An 18,663-nucleotide genomic window follows, 5' to 3' on the forward strand; every position below is an offset into this window, starting at 1 on the left:
ACAGCTGATGTACATTTTGTTTGCCGTGCTTGGGGCGGCGCTCCTGCTTCTCTTCACACTGGGCATCTATTTTACGAACCAAATCATGTATATTAAAACACGGACAAATCAATTCATTCTCGAACGGGAAACGGCGGACGGCCATTATGCGGAGGAAGAGTTTGAGGCCCTGCCCAAGGAAAGCATCACCCTGCGCTCTATTTACGGCTATGATATTAAAGGATACTATGTCCACCCCAACAAGACGAAAAACACCGTCATCATCTGCCACGGGGTCACCATGAATTTGCTGAATTCTATTAAATATATGAATTTGTTTTTGGAGCTCGGCTGGAATGCCGTCATCTATGACCATCGCAGACACGGGATGAGCGGCGGAAAAACGACAAGCTACGGCTACTATGAAAAACATGACTTGAAAACGGTGGTCGACTGGCTGAGAAAACGGAACGGGAATGATGCGCTCATCGGCATCCATGGCGAATCAATGGGCGCCGTGACGACGCTACTATATGCCGGCATGGCCGATGACGCTGCCGATTTTTATATCGCCGACTGCCCGTTCGCTACTTTTGAAGAGCAGCTGATCTACCGTCTGAAGGAGGATTTCCGCCTGCCCGGCACGCCGATTCTCCCGCTTGCCAACCTTTTTTTGAAATGGCGGGACGGCTACCGGATCCGCGATGTTGCGCCTCTTTCGGTCATCGATCAAATTCATAAGCCGGTGCTGTTCATCCACAGCAAAGATGACGACTACATCCCGGCGGAATCAAGCGAGACGCTCTACGAGAAAAAAACCGGGGAGAAACAGCTGTACATCGCCGAAAAAGGAGCGCACGCGATGAGCTACACGCAAAACCGGAACAGCTACAAAAAAGCGGTTCGGGAATTTCTCCAGAACGTCACAGGCATGAACAAAGAAAGCGAACGGGCATAAGACCCGTTCGCTTTTTTGCATTACAGGATATCTGTAATGTCTTTCATATTCTCGCCGATCCAGGCAATGGCCGACTCAATCGTATCGAATTCCTTTGTTTCAAAGGTCATTTCATCCTGAAGGAGCCAAACATCCTTTTGGACGGATTCTGTTCCGCCGATTGACCAATGGAGAAGGCTGTATGGATGATTTTGATGTAAAAACGATACCCATGTTTTGTTTTGAGCGGTTTGTTTTAACGATTTCACCTTTTGATTCAAAAAAAACGCCACCCTATTTCACTAAAATACTCATTCTCGGAGAAAGCACCTGGGCCGGACTCTTCAGCATCAGCGCCCCCGCTTTCTCATAATAGTCGATCGTCATCGCTTCATCAAAAAAGACTTTTTGCGATGATTGGATATAAACGGGAATCCCGTTTGTTTTTAACGGCTCACATGTTCCCGACAACTCGTCTGTCAGCCAAAGGACGGGAACGCCGCTGACCGCGCATCCGCAGCCTTCTGAATCATAGCGGAGCTGGATTTTTTTATCCGGATAGGCCGCTTTCGCTTGTTGAATGGCTTGTTTGGCCTGTTCGGTGATTTCAAGCTGCATCATATCATATCCTTTTGTTTTATTTTACCGACATTGTACCACATGATCAGGCCAAAGCGCATGGTTTCCGGGCTTCAGACATACATATGGAAGAGGATCGGAGGTGGAGAGATGTCAAAAAAAGCGCAGATTAAAGTGATGGATCACGGCGGATTCAGAGTGACGGGAGAAGTTGAACTGATCGACATGGAAGGAAATCCATTTCCTAAAAAAGCGGCTTTTTCCCTGTGCAGATGTGGAAAATCGCTGAAAATGCCATATTGTGACGGAAGCCATAAAGGCACGTTCGACTCTTGTGTCAGAGCCTGAAGCCGGAAGGGGCGTCACTAGTCCCTTTCGGCTTGCCCCACCCTTTAGCCAGGCGCTCCGTCTCTTTGATCCAGCCGGCTTTGCCGTTGACATAGCAATTGATTTGCCGCGGAAACCTCTTCGCCAGCCTTTTTTTCAATTCCGCGTACTCTTCCGCCCGCTCCGGATGGGCGATTAAATAATCCCTAAACAATAGATGCCGCCTGATATCAGGATGCCCGCTTTCATAAATGTGCACGTGGTGTGTCCGGTTTCGCCCGCCTTTTTGAAAATATCTTCTTCCTGGAATACCGTTTTCACCTTTCGCTTCATAGCCGAGCAATTCCATCCCTTTTTCAAAGCGGGCGCAAGATCCGATATCCTTCACTTCGAGCAAAATATCAATGACCGGTTTGGCGCTCATGCCCGGAATCGACGTGCTGCCGATATGATGGGTGTGAACAATTTCATCACGGTAAAGCGCTTCAAGCTGTCGCTTTTCTTTGATAAATTCATGCTTCCACTCTTTGTGGTAAGGCACGACTTCAACCTTTCTCGGCGCATGCAGAAAAAACTTTGAAAGAACAACCCCTTTTTCAGGCTCAAACTGCTCCATCTCAGTAAACCCCAGCTTTTGATACAGCGCTTTTGCCGGTTCATTGCGCGCTCCTGTGGTCACCTCGAACACCTCTGCTTCATCTTCCATCAGGACATAGTGAAGCAGCGCCAAGGCGATCCCTTTTCGAACATGAGCTGGATGAACGGCCAGCCTGCAAATGACAAGCTTTCCAGCCGCTAATGTGTATGAAGCTATTCCTGTCAAGACTCCGCCTTCAAACGAGCCGATAAATGTTTCATCTGTGTTGCTGATGTCAGAGACCGTTTCATACAGCTGCGGAATCCCGTCAAATTGAATGATCTCCGCTTCTTTTTGATAGGCCGGGATTTGAACATTTAAAATGAAGCGGGCGGTATCAGGATCTTTTTGATTGAGCAATTGAATCATCGCGATTCCTCTCTATCGACACCCTCAGCTTCCGAAAAACGTGCGCTTTCCACCTTCGCTACGCGCACCGCAAAGTCAGCATACCATTCTTTTCGTCCCCTTTCCTTCGCGTGCAAGTGTTCTGTGTGATACTTCCAGCCGTCAATGGCTTCAAGGCTTTCCCAATAGGAAACCGTTATCCCGTTGCCGTTTTTGTCCTTCACACTTTCCGCTCCCAAGAAACCGGGCTGGGCTTCGGCGAGCTTTACCATGTGTGCGGCCGTCTTTTCGTAGCCGTTATCCCCATCTGTTCTGACGGATGTGAAAATCACCGCGTAATACGGCGGCTCAGGTGTTTTTGAAATCATGTTCATCCTCCTTTTGTTCACAGCTCTTTTACAAACAGAACACGATCTTGATTCGGTCCGTCATAATTTGAAAACACATGGATGCCGTCCGATATTTTATCTCCTTTTTCGATTGAAAATCCCATTTTCCGGTGATAAGCGATGGACACTTTGTTGACAGGCGAAGTGATGCAACGGACTGTCTTGCACTCCGCCTCCTTCGCTTTCCGGTAAAAGGCTTCATAAAGTTTTTTGCCGACTTGGATTTTTCTGTAATCCGGATGAACACCGACAAAATGAATATACGATTCTTCCGGATTAGTCTGTGATAAAAAGCCGATCAGAAAGCCGATCAAATCTCCGCCTTTCTCAGCTATAAAACTCGTATGTTGAAAATGGTCGAAAAATAATCTCGGCAGTTTATCCTGCATGTTCCTTCCGCCCCACCAATCGTTAATGACCGGTGCAACCTTTTCATAATCTGCAGCTTCGGCATGGCGAATCAGCACTGTTCAACTCCCCCTTGTCACCTGAATGTTTCACTCGGACTTCTACCGGTACTCGTTCCTTGTTGCCTCCGCAATCAGCTTGTCATGATAATCGGCATCCCTTTTGCCGCGGGTGGAAAGGATTGCGAGCACAATCGGGTCACCTTGCACCCTTGCGGATCACCCCTTTATCAATAGATATTATGTTCTATTATAACGTTTTTTTCTTCCGCTCCGCCATTTTAATACGTCAGCAGATTAATAGGATAAAGCTCTTAGTTCTTATTCAACAGAACAAACATTTCCGCTCCCCTCTGGGAAAGCTCCTCTCTCCTTGTCCTAAAGAGGTCAGCAGGAAGCGGCGGGAAAGTAGTGTTTCATATACTGCTCTTTTTTCGGGTGGAAAAATAGATAGATGTACACTTCTTTGTCATATGTTCGTTTTATAGAATTGTCGTTGTGAATTTACTATTATTGAGGAGGAGAGACAATGCGTCGTCATTCATTTTTATCCATTCTATTGATTTGCATGCTGTCTGTTGTTTCCGTATTTTCGCTAAGGACTCCAACAGCTTCCGCCGCTTCCCACAATCCCGTTGTCATGGTTCACGGCATCGGCGGAGCCGATTATAATTTCATCGGCATCAAATCGTATTTGCAATCTAACGGGTGGTCAAGCAATCAGCTTTATGCCGTCAACTTTTTCGATAAAACCGGAAACAACCTCAACAACGGGCCGAAACTATCTGAATACGTCAAACAGGTCTTAAATAAGACGGGAGCGGAGAAAGTCGACATCGTCGCCCACAGTATGGGCGGGGCCAACACCCTCTATTACATTAAAAACCTGGACGGCGGAGATAAAATAGAAAATGTCGTCACGATCGGAGGAGCGAACCGGTTGGTCACAAACAAAGCGCTGCCGGGAACCGATCCTGATCAAAAGATTTTGTATACATCCATTTACAGCACGAGCGATCTCATCGTCTTAAACAGCCTTTCTAAATTGGAAGGGGCCAAAAATATCCAGATCTCGGGCGTAAGCCATGTCGGTCTGCTGTTCAGCAGCAAAGTGAACGCCCTCATCAAAGAGGGTCTGACAGGCGGAGGCCAAAATACCAATTAATGTGAAAAACCTTGGAGAGACAAGCCTCTTCAAGGTTTCACTTTTAGAAAGCACCATGTACGGTTTAAACTTTTCATCCGCGCAAAGCCCCTCTCTTTTTGTCCACCTGACGTGAAATAAAAAGGACTCTAAATAAACGCACCCTGTGATCGTTCATTCAGTGTCCGCGGAAGCCCACCGGTATGTTTTATTCTACAATGATTTCAAAGACTCTTTGTTCAAGGTTGTATTTAGCATCCTGGAAGGAAAATTTATAATCATCCGTTTCAGCATCAGGTGAAAGCCAAGCTCCGTATTTTCTGATTGTCTGGACGATATCTTCAATTTCAGCGGGAGTGAATTCTCCGATGTCCGTGCCTTCATTTTCGGCAGTATGGCGTATTTTAACTGTAATCCGCATCACTATGGCTCCTTTCACTTGCTGTTTCAACATCTTATTAACAGCATATTTTTTTTCTCTGAAAATCGTGCCATTAACTCTTTCGTTTCACATTATTCGGGCTTTCTTTTTTACAGACCTTTTTTTAGGGAAAAGCCGGCCTGTCCGACGATAAAATTGTGATCATGCAGAAGCCCCGCTAAAATCCAAATTGCCGGGGCAAAAATTCCTGTTTACAAAGGAGAAAATATCCCCTATGATAATGAAGATAAATCGTAACTATTACTTTTTGGAGGTGTAACATATGAATTACATAGCAAAGCGCTTCATCATGCCGATTGTTTCCCTTTTCCTGCTCGCTTCCTGCTCTCTCGGAGGCGCTGATTCAACCGCTGAAAACCAGGAAGGTGATGCGAAGAAACTCACCTTTCTTTTCAATATTCCTAGTCAAACCCTTGATCCGAATTTGGATGTCAATTATACCGCCGTCCGTGCAGGTGTCAGCGAAACGCTTGTCAAAATCAGTTCCGAGTTAACCATCGAGCCGTGGCTGGCAAAGGATTGGAAAAGCAAAGACGGGCAGACGTGGATTTTCACTCTTAAAGGCAATCTGACGTTTCAAAATGGCAAAAAAGCGGATGCAAATGCGGTAAAAGCGTCTTTGGAACGAACGATACGCGACAGCGAAGCCATGAAGAACGCTTTAAAGATCAAAGACATGAAAGCGGATGGACAAACATTGACCATTACAACGCAAGAGCCTTTTCCCGAATTCCCTTCAGAATTGGTTCATCCGAATACATCGATCATCGACGTCAGTGCGGGCGATATCGCTCAAAAACCGGTCGGAACAGGGCCTTTCCAAGTTTCCTCCTTTGAGGCCGGCCATAAGATTGAACTTGAACGATATGACGATTATTGGGACGGAAAACCAAAGCTGAAGCACGTCACATTCGCGTTTAATGAAGACGCAAACGCCCGCGTCATGGCTCTTCAGTCAAAAGATGCCGACATTATTTACAGGCCGAGTATTGAGAATATTGAACATATTCAAAAGGATTCATCAATTATTGTTGATTCGGTGCCGAGCCTGCGTGTTCACCAGATTCTCTACAATACAAAGAAGGAGGAGCTCGCCGATCGTCACCTGCGCCGAGCCTTTGATGCATTATTGGACCGCAAAGAAATCGCAGAAAGCATTTTAAACGGACATGCCCAGCCTGCGGACGGCCCTTTTTTGGCCGACTTCCCGTTTGCCTCTGGCAAGGTTCAGAAGCCAAGCGGACTGAAAGCTGCAAAAGCGGAACTGAAAAAAGCGGGCTACCAGCTTGAAAACGGCAAAGCCGTGAAGGATGGAAAAGCCTTATCTTTTACACTGCTAACCTATCAGTCTCGTCCGGAATTGCCTTTAATCGCGCAAATACTTGAGTCAAATGCGAAGGAACTGGGTATTTCGATTAAGATTCAGCAGGTGGAAAATATCGACGAGTATTTGGCGAAAAACAAGGATTGGGATTTGGCGACATACAGCTCGATGACCGCGCCTAGAGGCGACGCCGGCTATTTGCTGAACACCGCCTATATACCGAATGGCGCTTTAAACTACAGCGGGATCGAAAATCAAACCTTGATCAAATGGATTGAGGAATTCAACCGTACCATTGAGGAACAAAAGCGGAACCGCCTCGCCAAAAAAGCGGCTGAATTGATCGAGAAGGAGACGCTGAACTCTTTCCTCGTCACTCCGCAAAACATCACAGCCTATCAAAAGGATGTATTAAACTGGAAAACCAGCCAAAGTGAATATTATATGCTGACGAAGGATTTGGATGTGAAAACGAAATGAAGCAGATTGCCAAGCGGCTGTTTGAACTGATCCTGTTCTTATTCATGCTTTCATTTATCAGCTTTGTCTTTATGAAAGCAGCTCCCGGCGATCCGGTGAAACAGATGCTTCGCGTGGATGACGTGGCAGTGACAAATGAGCAGATAGAGGAATTCAGAGAAGAACTCGGATTGAACAAACCGGTCTATATTCAATATTGGAACTGGTTTAAGCGTTTTTTCCAATTTGATTTAGGACATTCCTATACGACCCGCCAGCCCGTCATCGACGAGCTCGGCCAAAAGTTCCCGGCGACATTGCTTTTGACCGGTACATCTCTTCTCATCATGCTGCTGATTTCCGTGCCGGTCGGAACGCTTTCCGCTTTATACCGGGATCGATGGGTCGATCATCTCGGCCGCTTGCTCGCTTTAGTCGGAGCCGCACTCCCCAGCTTTTGGCTCGGATTGATTTTGATTGATCTTTTTTCAGTGAGGCTGAATTGGCTGCCGTCGATGGGGGCCGGAACGTTCAAACATCTGATTCTCCCCTCTCTCACGCTTGGAATCGCAATGTCGGGCGTTTATGTCCGGCTTGTGCGGTCAAGCTTAATTGAAAGCCTTGGACAGGATTTCATCAGGTCGGCAAGGGCACGCGGCATCAGTGAAGCGAGAATTTTCTTCTTTCATGCGTTTCGCCACTGCCTGATCCCTGTGATTACGATATTCGGGACGAGCCTTGGCAGCCTGCTCGGCGGAACGGTGATTATTGAAGTCCTTTTCGCCTTTCCCGGCGTCGGCAAGCTTGTCGTTGATGCCATCATTCAGCGCGATTACCCGATCATCCAGGGCTATATTCTTTTCATGGGAATCACAGTCGTTCTGATCAATCTTTTGGTTGACCTCTCCTATCGGTACCTCAATCCGGAAATTCGCTTAAAGGAGGCTGGACGCCGATGAGAAAAAACGTCAAACACGTATTCCGCTCAAAAACAAGACTGCCAGAACTTATACTGCTGCTGTTTTTTGCCGCACTGTTTACAGCCCCCTTCTTTTTGCCGTTCGATCCGCTCCGCACCGATATGGCAAACCGGCTCCAGCCGATCAGTATTCAGCATTGGCTCGGGACCGATCATTTGGGAAGGGACTTATTTTCCCGGATGATCGCCGGTGCGAAAGCGACGGTCGGCACCGCCTTGGCCGCGATTCTGATCTCCGTTTTCATAGGTGTTCCCGCCGGACTCGCCTCCGGCTTTTTCGGCGGACGGCTGGACCGGATTATTATGAGAATCGTTGACGCTGTTATGGCATTTCCCGAGTATATTGTCGCGATTGTCTTAAGCGGTTTGCTTGGCCCGGGCCTGATGAACTTAATATTGGCCGTCGTCGCTGTCAAATGGGTCGGCTATGCGAGGCTGGTCCGCAGCACGGTTTTTGCGGAAAAACAAAAAGACTATATCGCTTTGGCCGAGCTCACGGGCTTACGGTCCGGAGCGATTTTAAAAAAACACCTGCTGCCCCACGTTCTCGGGAATGTTTCTGTGCTTGCCACCCTTGACATTGGAAAAACGGTGTTAATGATTGCCGCCCTGTCCTATATCGGACTGGGTGCCCAGCCTCCATACCCGGAATGGGGCGCCATGCTGAACGACGGAAAAAACTACTTTTTGCATGCGCCACAGCTCATGATGATCCCCGGCTTTGCGATCATGCTCATCGTCCTCTTGTCAAACCTGTACGGCGATCGCTTAAGAGACCGGTTTGATGTCAAAAACAACAAAGGAGTTTCTTAATATGCCGATTTTATCCATTGAGAGCTTATCGATCAGCTCTCGGCAGCAAACCATTGTCAAAAACGTTTCTTTTTCGATTGGCGAAGGGGAATGGCTCGCGCTGCTCGGGGAAAGCGGCAGCGGAAAAAGCCTGACCGCGTCAGCCATCACCGGGCTGCTTCCGGACGGATTAACGGCGTCCGGCGGAGATGTGCGATTCATGGGGCATCATATGCTTCAGGCCGGCCGCAAAGCGCTCCAGCGCATGCGCGGAAAAGAGATCGCCTGCATTTTTCAGGATTCTCACGGGGCATTCACCCCTTTTATAAGAGTCGGAAGACAAATTGATGAAATGGTCAAAACACATACGAATTGGCCGAAGAAAAAGCGAAAAGAAGCGATTCTCCGCTCTTTTCAAGATGTCTCTCTTCCGGAAAACAGAGTATATGAAAGCTACCCGTTTCAATTGAGCGGCGGACAGCTGCAAAGGGCTGCGATCGCTCAAGCGATGGTGCTCCGGCCGAAGCTTTTAATCGCCGACGAACCGACGACGGCTTTGGACAGCATCACGGCGGCGGACGTTTTAAAGCAGTTGGCCGTACTGCGCGATAAAACAAACTGTGCGATCCTTTTTATCACCCATGACTTGAGGCTTGTCAAAAAATATGCCGACAAGGCGGCCGTCATGCAAAACGGGGAAATTGTTGAAACCGGCTTAACCGCCGACTTCATCAACCATCCAAAACACGAATACACGAAGCGTCTATTCGCGGCCGTTCCGCCGCTTGAAAACCCTCCGCTCAGGCTGATGGCACAGCCTGCAGAAAAGAAAACGGCGCTTTCGGGAACAGGAGGTGCTTCATGACCCATCCAGAGGAGACCATCCTTCGTGTCAGCAATCTGACAAAACATTATGCTTGCGGCCACAAAGCGGTTGACAGCGTATCATTTTCCATTCGAAAGGGTGAATGTCTCGGGCTTGCCGGTGAAAGCGGCAGCGGGAAAAGCACCCTCGCCCGCTGCCTCCTGCTGCTGGAACAAATCGATCAGGGAGAGATTTGGCTTCATCAACATCGCTTGAGGAGCATAAACAAAAAAGAAGTACGCAGACAGCGCCGGAAGCTTCAGGCTGTTTTCCAACATCCAGCCGCATCATTAAATCCAAAGCTGAACATCATCGATTCATTAATGGAGCCGTTGGATGTTTCCAAACAAGACATACCGCCATTTTTAGAGGATTGCAGAGGCAGCCGCCGGCTGGCCGCTGAACGGCTGTTTTCCATGGTCGGTCTAAAGCCGCCCCTTCTTGACCGCTATCCCCATGAATTAAGCGGTGGACAGCTGCAGCGGGTTATGATCGCCAGAGCCATCAGCACCCAGCCTTCTTTCATCATCTTTGATGAGCCTACGGCAAGCCTTGATGTCACGAGTCAGGCGAAAATCCTGAACCTTCTCAAAGATTTGCAGGACGAGATGGGGCTTTCCTATTTGTTTATTTCCCATGATCTTGCGGCTGTCCACTTCATGAGCCATCGCATCATGGTGATGAAAGACGGGCAGATTGCCGATCAATTTGCAAAAGAAGAGCTGTTTTCCACAGGAAGGCACCCTTATACAAAAAAGCTGCTTCAGGTGTTTCAATCTTAAGGGGGGTTACAAAAAAATGAATCACAGGCATTATCTTGCGGTGGCCGTTCCGCTGATCATTTCAACGATCACCACTCCGCTGCTCGGAGCGGTTGATACGGCGGTGGCCGGACAGCTTTCTTCCCCTGCTTACATCGGCGGCGTTGCGGTTGGAACGATGATCTTTAATACGATGTATTGGCTCCTTGGTTTTTTAAGGGTGAGCACATCGGGATTCGCCGCTCAGTCGCTCGGCGCCCAAAACAGGTCGGAGAGCGTGCTGGCTCTCGCCCGGCCCGTTTGCATTGCGTTTTTTGCCGGACTGATGTTCATCCTTTTGCAAAAACCCCTTGAATATACGGCGCTGATCATGATCCAGCCGGATCAGCACACGGCGGAATTTGCCTCGCAATATTTTTCGCTCAGGATTTGGGGAGCTCCTTTTGCTTTAATGAGCTATTGCATTCTCGGCTGGCTGATGGGAATGTCCCTCATCAAAGTGACATTGCTTCTGCAAGTGTCGATGAATATCTTAAATATCGCCCTTGATATCGTCTTTGTTTATGTCTTTCATATGGAAGTGAACGGCATCGCGGCAGCCACCCTGATTTCAGAATTGACGGGCTGCCTGATCGGCTGCTGGCTTGTGAAAAGAAATGCCGCCATCTCGTTTAAACTTCCGCCTGTCAAGCTGTTGTTCGACCCAAAACCGTTTAAAAAAATGATGATCGTCAACCGTGATTTATTAATCAGAACATTGTGCCTGCTGACGGTTTTCAATTTATTTACGGCTAAAGGGGCTGATTTCGGAGCTGAAATTTTGGCCGCAAATGCGATCTTGATCCAAATTCATTACATGATGGCTTACGTTTTTGACGGGTTCGCCAATGCATCAAGCATTTTTACAGGCAAAGCCGTCGGGAGAATGGATCGGGAGCTCTATGCCCGCACGCTTTCCCTTTCGACCCAGTGGGCGCTTATCTCTGCAGTGCTGCTTTCGGCCGGCTATTTTCTCTTGAAAGATGCAATCATTCCTTTATTTACACCGCTTGAAAGCGTCCTGGAAGCGGCGAAAACATATGATGTTTGGATTGTTCTCTTTCCTTTGGCCGCAAGTTTTGGACTGATTTTTTACGGGATCTTCATCGGAGCCACTGAAATCGGCCCGGTTAGAAATTCGATTGCTTTGGCCGCTCTTGTCTTTTTAGCCGCCTTTTTCACCGCTGTGCCCGTTTTCGGAAACCATGGGCTGTGGCTCTCCTTTCTTTTATTCAGCTTCGGCCGTTCCTTATTTTTATGCATGGCTGTGCCTGGACTGACCGGACGGATTTTCGGAAAACGGGAGCTGCATGAGATGAAGGCTGAAGCCGAATCATAAAGAACCCGGCTCGGGAGCCCGAGCCGGGTTTTTCAGGTCAATATTTCGTTAATTGCATGACGAAATCGTTCAAATGATCTAGTGTCATGATATTTTGGTTGCATGTTTCACTGTCATAGCAAATGTAATTGCCCCTGTCCGTATAGGTTTCTTTGCCGCTTTTCACCCTGGACATGAACAGTCCGATCTCTTCGGCCCTGTTGCATATCGAACAGATTCCTTTTTTATTGCTGGGTCTGATCGTTCCGTATATTCCCGTCAGCTTTCCGCCGATATCCACAATCATATATTTTCTGCCCGAGCCTGCATCATTCCATCCTAAATAGGAATATCTCCTGAAATCCATCTGCTCAAATTCGGGAGTTTTTAACTTTTTCACCTTAGAAAACAGCTTTTTGACCTTTGCTGCCGTTACCTGCTGAAACGGGATCACAAGGTCCTCTAACTCGGCTAAAAAGCGCGCGGCTCCGCTGTTGTCTTCGACTTCAACCATTTTGCTCAGCAAAGCCTTTTGGTCATTGCTGAGATCAGGAAACAGATCTAAGACTTGATGGAAAGCATTGGATTTCAAAGCGTCAAGCACGTTTCCATCCTTGACGTTCGCATGCCCCTGGACAAGGCTGTCCGTTTGAAATTGAATAAAATGATATTGATCATTTCTGATAAAAGGTTCCATATTCGCTGTATTTACATTCTTCACTTGTGCCAGCTCCTTATTTATATATTTTAAAAATAAGGTGCAAAGCCGTATGATCAGAAATGATACCTTACAATCAGGCGATTCGTTTAGAGCTCCACCTCATGCAAAGTATCGCCTTTCAAGATAACAGGCTTTGCATGAGACGCTGCAGTTGGCAAATGAATGTCATTTACCATTTTACCACCTCCGAATGATGAATCTATTATACATGATCATCGTATTCAATCTCAATAATATCATCGAGCTTTAATCTGTGGTGTTGATCTGTACAGCTCATGATGCGGAGCTCCCGCTTCAGGGCGTCAACATAGTGAACGCGGCCGGCCAGCTTTTTCATTTCCCCTTGTTGGTAATAAGTAAATTGCAAAGGCCTGTTTTCTTCCATCGCTTCACAAATCCGTTCATTCAATTCTTCATATTTTTGTTCATCTAAAACCGGTTTTTCATGTTTATGAAGGCTCTCATGATACTCCCTAAGCAATTCCACGTGTTCCGGCAGCATCATCGAGACCCATTTGATGCTGCCTCTGTCTTTTAGCATCACACGTTCTCCTTTCTATGCCTGATGTCCGCCGACAAGCTTTGACCGCAGACGGGCGGTCCCGGCGTTTGTATAAGAAGCGGCGCGCAAAAGCGCTGTTGAACCGTACCGTTCCCTGATGCCGTCCATCACATAGCCGAGCATCCGCTTTTTTTCCTGATCGGGATGGAAAAGGTCGAGCTGCATATAGATGTCATCCTCGATATTGGAAAGGGAAACGGAAATTTTCCGAACCGTTTTTCCTTCATAAAAGCGGTCAAACAAGGCAAGGCATGTGTGATAAAGGTCCAGTGTAATATTTGAAGGACGCTCCATCGTTTTCGAACGGTAAAACCCGCCGCCAAGCTCATCGCGGCTGTATTCGATTCCGAGGCTGACGGTCCGTCCCGCCTGCCGGTGGGCGCGCGCCCTTTTGGCCACCTCTTCGCACATTTCAAGGATGACATGTTGGACTTCAGCCGGGTCCGGATAATCGCGAAGCAGAATCTGGCTCTTCCCATAGCTGACCTGTCCGGCCATGATCGGCGCTCCGAGCGCTGAAAGGTCAATGCCCCATGCATGATAGTACAGCTGGTTTCCCATCACACCGAATGTTTTCTCAAGGCGCTTGAGATCATATTGCGCCAGCTGGCCAACCGTAAAAATCCCCATCCTGTTCAGCCTTCTTTCCAGCCTGGAGCCGATTCCCCACATTCGCCGCAGCGGAGACAGCGGCCAAAGCTTCGTTTTCACATCTTCATAACCCCAAACGGCCACACCGTCCGGCGCCCTTTTCGCTTCAAGATCAAGGCACAGCTTAGCCATCAGCATATTGGGCCCAATTCCGACGGTACACGGCAGACCAAATTCCCTTGCCATGTCGTCCTGTATTTTCATGGCGATCGTCCGCGCGTCTCCCCACATGCTCTCGACGCCGTCCACCTGAATAAAGCTTTCATCAATGCTGTACGTGTGAATGGCGTCATGCGGAACATAGCGGCCAAACAGCCGGGTGAGCTCTGTGGAAACGCGGACAAATACCGCCATCTTTGGATTGACGAGCTGAATGCGCGGATCGTCCGGAATCTGATACACCCTTGTCCCTGTTTGAACACCGAACTCTCTTTTCAGAGCCGGAGAAGCCGCCAAGACGACGCTCCCCTGCCGCTCCGTATTCCCGACAACCGCCAGCAGGCAAGTCATCGGATCAAGTCCGAGCAAGACGGCGGCACAGCTTGCATAAAAACTCCGCATATCAACACACAAAATCGAGCGCGCCGGATATTGACTGTAATCCATCATCTTCACCTTCCAAAAGAACTGATGTTCGCACAATTAGTGTATGAATACTATACTGCGAATATACGTTCGATTTCCAGGTGTAAATTTACCCAATGAAAATATTCCCTTTGAGTCTTTCATTTTCCGTTAACTGAAACCGGGTTTTTGAGTAATAAAAAAAGCATCCCAAACCGGGATACTTTTTCTATTCGGTCAATTTTTCAATCTGGCCCATCACATCGCTGATCTGCTGAGCGCTTTGCACCAGCTCTGACTGCTCCAGCTTCTCAACTGTTAATTTTCCTTCCTCAACACTTTTTCAAAACATCCTCAGCGCTTTTTTGCAGTGTTTCATTATGCTTCTCAATCGTCTTATGAATCTCGGCTGCGGCATCGGGAGGGGTTAATTCATTAAAATCAGCTGCAGCCTGCCGAACAGACTCAAGCTGCGTTTCCAGCTTTTCTCTTGCATGCGTGTCGTTTACAGCCTGTTCAGCTAAGGAAGGTGCCTCCTCCGCAAATGTTTTCACTTTTTGAATATAGCCGGCCGCTTCATTTGTATAGTTCAATCCGTCAAGCATTCCGCATCCGCCCGCACCTAAAAGGCCGATTCCGGCAAGAACTGTAAGAATTCTTTTCATTGTTTACCTCCTCACCGTTTCTTCTTGATTTTTTCTTTCGCAATCGAAATTCATTTTTCTTTCGCTAAAGGCAGACCTTTCTTCACCAGTTCACGCTTCAGCCATTTCCTAAGCTTGGACACAGTCAGTCTCCTTTCCCTTTTGATAAAAATGAAAAAACTCCACCGATTTGGTGAAGTTGATAAACAAAAAGACCTTCACCAAATCAGATTTGGCAAAGGTCTCGCTAACAATTAGATTGCCAGCAAAGCCGAGGATTTAAGACATCCCGTAATGACGACTTTACTGTGACAGCTACTCCCCTTTGGAGTATTCATTTTTATTACTTTGATTTTAAAGCACAAAGCCTATCCAGTCAAATTCCTGCTAATCGGCTTATGAAAGAAATCGCTCTTTCCGCAAAAAAACCTTCTTTGGAAAGAAGGCGGTCTGGCTCACTCCCTGTGAAAAATATGATTGCCGTGTTGTCGAAACATAAAGCTTGAGCCCTGACAAGTTCGGGGATGGTCTATCTATGGGCCTGCTTTCCTACAAGCCGGAATGTTGCCGTATTCCCGGTTCTTTTTCATTTTGCGGTTTTATGCCCTCATTATACTCTACGAAAAAAAGAAAACAATTCAAAACAGGCTAAGCCGCTTGAGAACAGTGTTTTTTCTTAGTAAGATAAAAGAAGAAACGCCTAAAAGGAGAAGGCAAATGGATGAGAAACTGATTGAAAAAATGCTGGGACAGGCTCTGCGGCAGTATGGGCGAAATGTAGCAACCGATCCGCTCAGCCCCCATGAAAAGCAAATCCTGAAGCTGGCGCTGAAGGAAAGGCGGATCGAGGAGCCTGACGAGGGGCTGCATGCGCATATTGAAGACGTCATTTATGATTATGTGACAAACCAGGGCATGTTTTCCTAAACGTGACAGGCTTTAGGCTTCCTAGAAGGAGGCTTTTTTCTTTCCCACATTATAGAAAAACCTCTATTCAGCACCATCTGTTTCATGTATGATAGTACAATAAAACATGTCTGGAGAGTTCATCATGAAACAGAAATGGCAAAGTATCCACCCGCTCAGCTGGACCATTATTGTCGGAACGATTTTCGGACGGATGGGCACGACAATGAGCATTCCTTTTTTAGCGATTTACTTGACACAGGTAAAAGGCGCTTCAGCGTCTTTTGCCGGAGCCGTGATAGCGGTAAGCTCCCTGATCGGGATTGCGGCGAGCTTTTATGGAGGGTATTTGTCAGACCGGTTCGGCCGGAAAAAGATCATGCTGCTGTCGATTTTCGGCTGGGTGCTCGTATTTGCCGGCTTTGCCCTCGCTGATCACGTATGGACCTTCTTTTTGATGAATGCCTTAAACGGATTGTGCCGCGCCCTGTTTGAGCCGACTTCAAGAGCGCTGCTTTCGGATGTATCCAAACCTGAGACGCGCCTCTTTGTCTTCAACCTCAGATATGCGGCGATCAACCTCGGCGTTGTCTTCGGGCCGCTTTTGGGCCTCTACCTCGGCTCTTCGAAAACGACGCTGCCGTTTTTTATCGCCGCTTTTATTTATTTGCTTTACGGAGCGGGCCTGGTGATTCAATTTAAAAACCACGACGTCCCGGCGATGGAGACGAACAAGCGCATCAAAGTAAAGGATGCCTTGCAGGTGACAAGAACGGACCGGGTGTTTACGATCACACTGATCGGCTCGATTCTTTGTTTGTTCGGCTACTCCCAGTTTTCATCAACGCTGGCGCAGTATATGTCGGCAAGCCCTTTCATCGAAGACGGAACGAAGATATTCGGGATCATGCTGACGTTAAATGCTGCGACCGTGCTGATCGTACAGTACCCGATCGTACAAATCGCAAAACGGTTTTCGCCGATTTTGTCGCTCATCACAGGCAATGTTTTGGTCAGCATGAGTCTGTTCAGCCTTTCATTTTTCCATGACCTCTTGTCGATCACCTTCATTGTCATATTGTTTACAATAGGAGAAGTGCTGTTATTTTCGATGATGGATATATTGGTTGACCAAATTGCACGCCCTGAACTGAAGGGGACCTACTTCGGAGCGATGGGCTTCACCCAGCTGGGAAGCGTCATCGGCCCGTGGGCAGGCGGAATACTGCTGGATACGTTCGGAGCGGGAAAGCCTTTTTTCACCTTTTCGATCCTGGCCCTCGCCACCCTTTGCGGCTCACCTTTCCTCTTTGCGGCTTTCCGCAGAGTCAGAATGGTGGAAGCTGCAAAAGTGAACATCCATGCAAAGAAAACATTGCAGCATTAAAAAAAGCGCCTGGCCATCTTCCAAAGGCCGGCGCTTTTGATTATACAGTCTGACGAAAATCGGCCGGCGCCACGAGTTCAACTTTGATGCGGTCGGGATCTTCCGCATACAGCGCATAATGCCCGTCCCCGCCGGCGAACGGATGTCTGTCTTCATAGAGCAGCCGATAGCCGCGTTCCATCAGCTGCTCTGTCATATCATCGACCTGGGCTTTTGAATCCGCCTGAAAGGCAAGATGATTTAAGCCGACCCGGCGTCTGTGATAGCCCGCTTCTATAAATCTCTCTTCGGCCTGAACCAAAACGATGTAAGCCCGTTCCTTCTTCCAGCTGATGCCACCCTCCCAGCGCTGGTAAGCCTCATAGCCGAGCTCCTGTAAAAACCATCCCCAAAAACGCTTTGACCTGTCTAAATTGGAAACATACAGTTCGATATGATGAATCACAGCTTTTCCTCCCCGCTTTACACCCGTCTGACCAAAATCTTTTCGACCTTGTGGCCTTCCCCTTTTTTCAAAATTAAATCCGACCGGAATTTTGTCGGCAAAATGTTTTCATACAGGTTGGGGCGGTTGACCGTCTCCCATATCGATTTCGCCATCGCATCCGCTTCGGGATCTGTGAGATCTTTAAATTTATGAAAATAAGAAGTCGGATCTTGAAAAGCCGTCTCCCTGAGCATCCGGAACCGCTCGAGATACCATTTGATAATGAGAGCTTCCTCTGCATCCACATAAATTGAAAAATCAAAGAAATCAGATACGAAAACCCGCGGCTTTGTCCGATCATCTTCAATCGTCGGTGTTTGCAGCACATTGACGCCTTCAATAATGACAATATCCGCCTCCTCCACCGTTTCATAAACGCCTTCCATTCTGTCGTATGTTAAATGGGAGTAGACGGGTGCTTTGACGCTTTTCTTCCCTGATTTTAAATCGTTTAAAAATTCAAGCAGCGCCTTTACATCATAGCTTTCCGGAAATCCTTTTCTTGACATCATCTGTTTTTCTGAAAGAACCGCATTTGGATACAAAAACCCGTCCGTTGTAATCAGGCTGACCTTCAGACGCTCCCGCAAGCGGGAAAGCGCGGTTTGAATGATTCTGGCCGTCGTGCTTTTCCCGACCGCCACGCTTCCGGCAATCCCGATGATAAACGGAATTTTGGCTGCATGGGGGTAATTCAGAAAACCGTTCACACGGGAGTTCCGTTCATATTGAGAAGTCCGGTGCAAGTAAAGAAGCCTTGCCAGCGGAACATAAATCGTCTCAACCTCCTCCAAAGACAGATAATCATTTAAACCTTCAAGCTCTTTCGCCTCCTCTTCGGTCATCTCTACCGACATATGTCCGCCCAGATGCGCCCAGGCGTCCCGGGTATGACTCGTATATAACGTTTGCAAATTCAAATCTTGGTTTGCCATATTTCTCACCTGTCCCTCTGTTCATACGCTGTATGACTAGATATCTGATCCAAACCGCTTTTTCTATTATATAGAATTTT

At 47.7% G+C, this 18,663-nt stretch carries 22 protein-coding genes and 1 pseudogene; 11 read left to right on the plus strand and 12 right to left on the minus strand.

From position 1 onward, the window contains the following. Positions 1-7 precede the first annotated feature (7 nt). Positions 8-937 carry an alpha/beta hydrolase gene (locus M654_RS15140; protein ID WP_026587717.1) on the plus strand — a complete coding sequence of 310 codons (930 nt, stop codon included), beginning with the start codon at positions 8-10 and terminating at the stop codon, positions 935-937. A 20-nt stretch (positions 938-957) separates the two neighbouring features. Here M654_RS15140 and M654_RS15145 read toward each other — a convergent pair whose 3' ends face one another. Then, positions 958-1,197, minus strand: a complete 240-nt coding sequence (locus tag M654_RS15145; protein ID WP_026587718.1) for a YqkC family protein — start codon at positions 1,195-1,197, stop codon at positions 958-960. Positions 1,198-1,210: 13 nt separating this feature from the next. Then, positions 1,211-1,534, minus strand: a complete 324-nt coding sequence (locus M654_RS15150) for an iron-sulfur cluster biosynthesis family protein (RefSeq protein ID WP_026587719.1) — start codon at positions 1,532-1,534, stop codon at positions 1,211-1,213. A 111-nt stretch (positions 1,535-1,645) separates the two neighbouring features. Between M654_RS15150 and M654_RS15155 the strand changes: the two genes are divergently transcribed. After that, positions 1,646-1,843 (plus strand): CDGSH iron-sulfur domain-containing protein, encoded by a 198-nt coding sequence (locus tag M654_RS15155; protein ID WP_026587720.1) that lies wholly within the window; start codon positions 1,646-1,648, stop codon positions 1,841-1,843. Here the strand turns inward: M654_RS15155 and M654_RS15160 are convergent. The 3 genes from M654_RS15160 to M654_RS15170 are packed head-to-tail and all read right to left on the minus strand — an operon-like array spanning position 1,833 to position 3,663. After that, entirely contained in the window at positions 1,833-2,828 is a 996-nt protein-coding gene (locus M654_RS15160) for a GNAT family N-acetyltransferase (RefSeq protein ID WP_026587721.1), read from the minus strand. The two genes, M654_RS15155 and M654_RS15160, sit on opposite strands and share 11 nt — an antisense overlap. Continuing rightward, positions 2,825-3,181, minus strand: a complete 357-nt coding sequence (locus tag M654_RS15165) for an antibiotic biosynthesis monooxygenase family protein (RefSeq protein ID WP_026587722.1) — start codon at positions 3,179-3,181, stop codon at positions 2,825-2,827. Before M654_RS15165 ends, M654_RS15160 begins: the two co-directional genes overlap by 4 nt. An 11-nt stretch (positions 3,182-3,192) precedes the next feature. Continuing rightward, positions 3,193-3,663, minus strand: coding sequence for a GNAT family N-acetyltransferase (locus M654_RS15170; protein ID WP_026587723.1), 471 nt, complete (start codon positions 3,661-3,663; stop codon positions 3,193-3,195). A gap of 469 nt (positions 3,664-4,132) precedes the next feature. Here M654_RS15170 and M654_RS15175 point away from each other — a divergent pair, with 469 nt between their 5' ends. Then, positions 4,133-4,768: an esterase/lipase family protein gene (locus M654_RS15175; protein ID WP_026587724.1), complete on the plus strand. Its 636-nt coding sequence runs from the start codon at positions 4,133-4,135 to the stop codon at positions 4,766-4,768. A gap of 187 nt (positions 4,769-4,955) precedes the next feature. Here M654_RS15175 and M654_RS15180 read toward each other — a convergent pair whose 3' ends face one another. After that, entirely contained in the window at positions 4,956-5,168 is a 213-nt protein-coding gene (locus M654_RS15180; RefSeq protein WP_026587725.1) for a hypothetical protein, read from the minus strand. A 283-nt stretch (positions 5,169-5,451) separates the two neighbouring features. Between M654_RS15180 and nikA the strand changes: the two genes are divergently transcribed. The 6 genes from nikA to M654_RS15210 are packed head-to-tail and all read left to right on the plus strand — an operon-like array spanning position 5,452 to position 11,747. After that, entirely contained in the window at positions 5,452-6,993 is a 1,542-nt protein-coding gene (nikA, locus tag M654_RS15185; RefSeq protein ID WP_026587726.1) for a nickel ABC transporter substrate-binding protein, read from the plus strand. After that, complete coding sequence (gene nikB / locus M654_RS15190) at positions 6,990-7,931, plus strand: nickel ABC transporter permease (RefSeq protein ID WP_026587727.1); 942 nt, start codon at positions 6,990-6,992, stop codon at positions 7,929-7,931. Before nikA ends, nikB begins: the two co-directional genes overlap by 4 nt. After that, positions 7,928-8,764 carry a nickel transporter permease gene (gene nikC / locus M654_RS15195; protein ID WP_026587728.1) on the plus strand — a complete coding sequence of 279 codons (837 nt, stop codon included), beginning with the start codon at positions 7,928-7,930 and terminating at the stop codon, positions 8,762-8,764. Before nikB ends, nikC begins: the two co-directional genes overlap by 4 nt. 1 nt (position 8,765) lies before the next feature. Next, entirely contained in the window at positions 8,766-9,608 is an 843-nt protein-coding gene (locus M654_RS15200) for an ABC transporter ATP-binding protein (protein ID WP_026587729.1), read from the plus strand. Beyond that, complete coding sequence (locus tag M654_RS15205) at positions 9,605-10,390, plus strand: ABC transporter ATP-binding protein (protein WP_026587730.1); 786 nt, start codon at positions 9,605-9,607, stop codon at positions 10,388-10,390. Before M654_RS15200 ends, M654_RS15205 begins: the two co-directional genes overlap by 4 nt. A 16-nt stretch (positions 10,391-10,406) precedes the next feature. Beyond that, a complete protein-coding gene (locus M654_RS15210; protein ID WP_026587731.1) occupies positions 10,407-11,747 on the plus strand; it encodes an MATE family efflux transporter in 1,341 nt (446 codons plus the stop codon). A 37-nt stretch (positions 11,748-11,784) separates the two neighbouring features. Here M654_RS15210 and M654_RS15215 read toward each other — a convergent pair whose 3' ends face one another. From M654_RS15215 to M654_RS15230, 4 genes and pseudogenes are all read right to left on the minus strand, one after another. Beyond that, positions 11,785-12,423 (minus strand): FusB/FusC family EF-G-binding protein, encoded by a 639-nt coding sequence (locus M654_RS15215; protein ID WP_026587732.1) that lies wholly within the window; start codon positions 12,421-12,423, stop codon positions 11,785-11,787. 226 nt (positions 12,424-12,649) lie between these two features. Continuing rightward, a complete protein-coding gene (locus M654_RS15220; protein ID WP_026587733.1) occupies positions 12,650-12,988 on the minus strand; it encodes a YolD-like family protein in 339 nt (112 codons plus the stop codon). Positions 12,989-13,003: 15 nt separating this feature from the next. Then, on the minus strand, positions 13,004-14,266 hold the full coding sequence (locus M654_RS15225) for a Y-family DNA polymerase (RefSeq protein WP_026587734.1): 1,263 nt from the start codon (positions 14,264-14,266) through the stop codon (positions 13,004-13,006). A gap of 187 nt (positions 14,267-14,453) precedes the next feature. Beyond that, positions 14,454-14,889: pseudogene (locus tag M654_RS15230) on the minus strand (DUF6376 family protein). Between the two features lie 696 nt (positions 14,890-15,585). Between M654_RS15230 and M654_RS15235 the strand changes: the two are divergent. Together M654_RS15235 and M654_RS15240 are read left to right on the plus strand one after the other, a co-directional pair. After that, a complete protein-coding gene (locus tag M654_RS15235; RefSeq protein ID WP_026587735.1) occupies positions 15,586-15,795 on the plus strand; it encodes a YqzH family protein in 210 nt (69 codons plus the stop codon). 124 nt (positions 15,796-15,919) lie between these two features. Beyond that, on the plus strand, positions 15,920-17,161 hold the full coding sequence (locus M654_RS15240) for an MDR family MFS transporter (RefSeq protein ID WP_026587736.1): 1,242 nt from the start codon (positions 15,920-15,922) through the stop codon (positions 17,159-17,161). 40 nt (positions 17,162-17,201) lie between these two features. Here the strand turns inward: M654_RS15240 and M654_RS15245 are convergent, their stop codons facing one another. Further along, complete coding sequence (locus M654_RS15245; RefSeq protein ID WP_026587737.1) at positions 17,202-17,603, minus strand: VOC family protein; 402 nt, start codon at positions 17,601-17,603, stop codon at positions 17,202-17,204. Positions 17,604-17,623: 20 nt separating this feature from the next. After that, the gene (gene coaA / locus M654_RS15250) at positions 17,624-18,583 is read right to left on the minus strand and encodes a type I pantothenate kinase (RefSeq protein WP_026587738.1); all 960 of its coding nucleotides are present in this window, start codon (positions 18,581-18,583) and stop codon (positions 17,624-17,626) included. Positions 18,584-18,663: the final 80 nt, after the last annotated feature.

This window comes from Bacillus sp. NSP9.1, from assembly GCF_000465465.2.
Taxonomy (GTDB): domain Bacteria; phylum Bacillota; class Bacilli; order Bacillales; family Bacillaceae; genus Bacillus; species Bacillus sonorensis_A.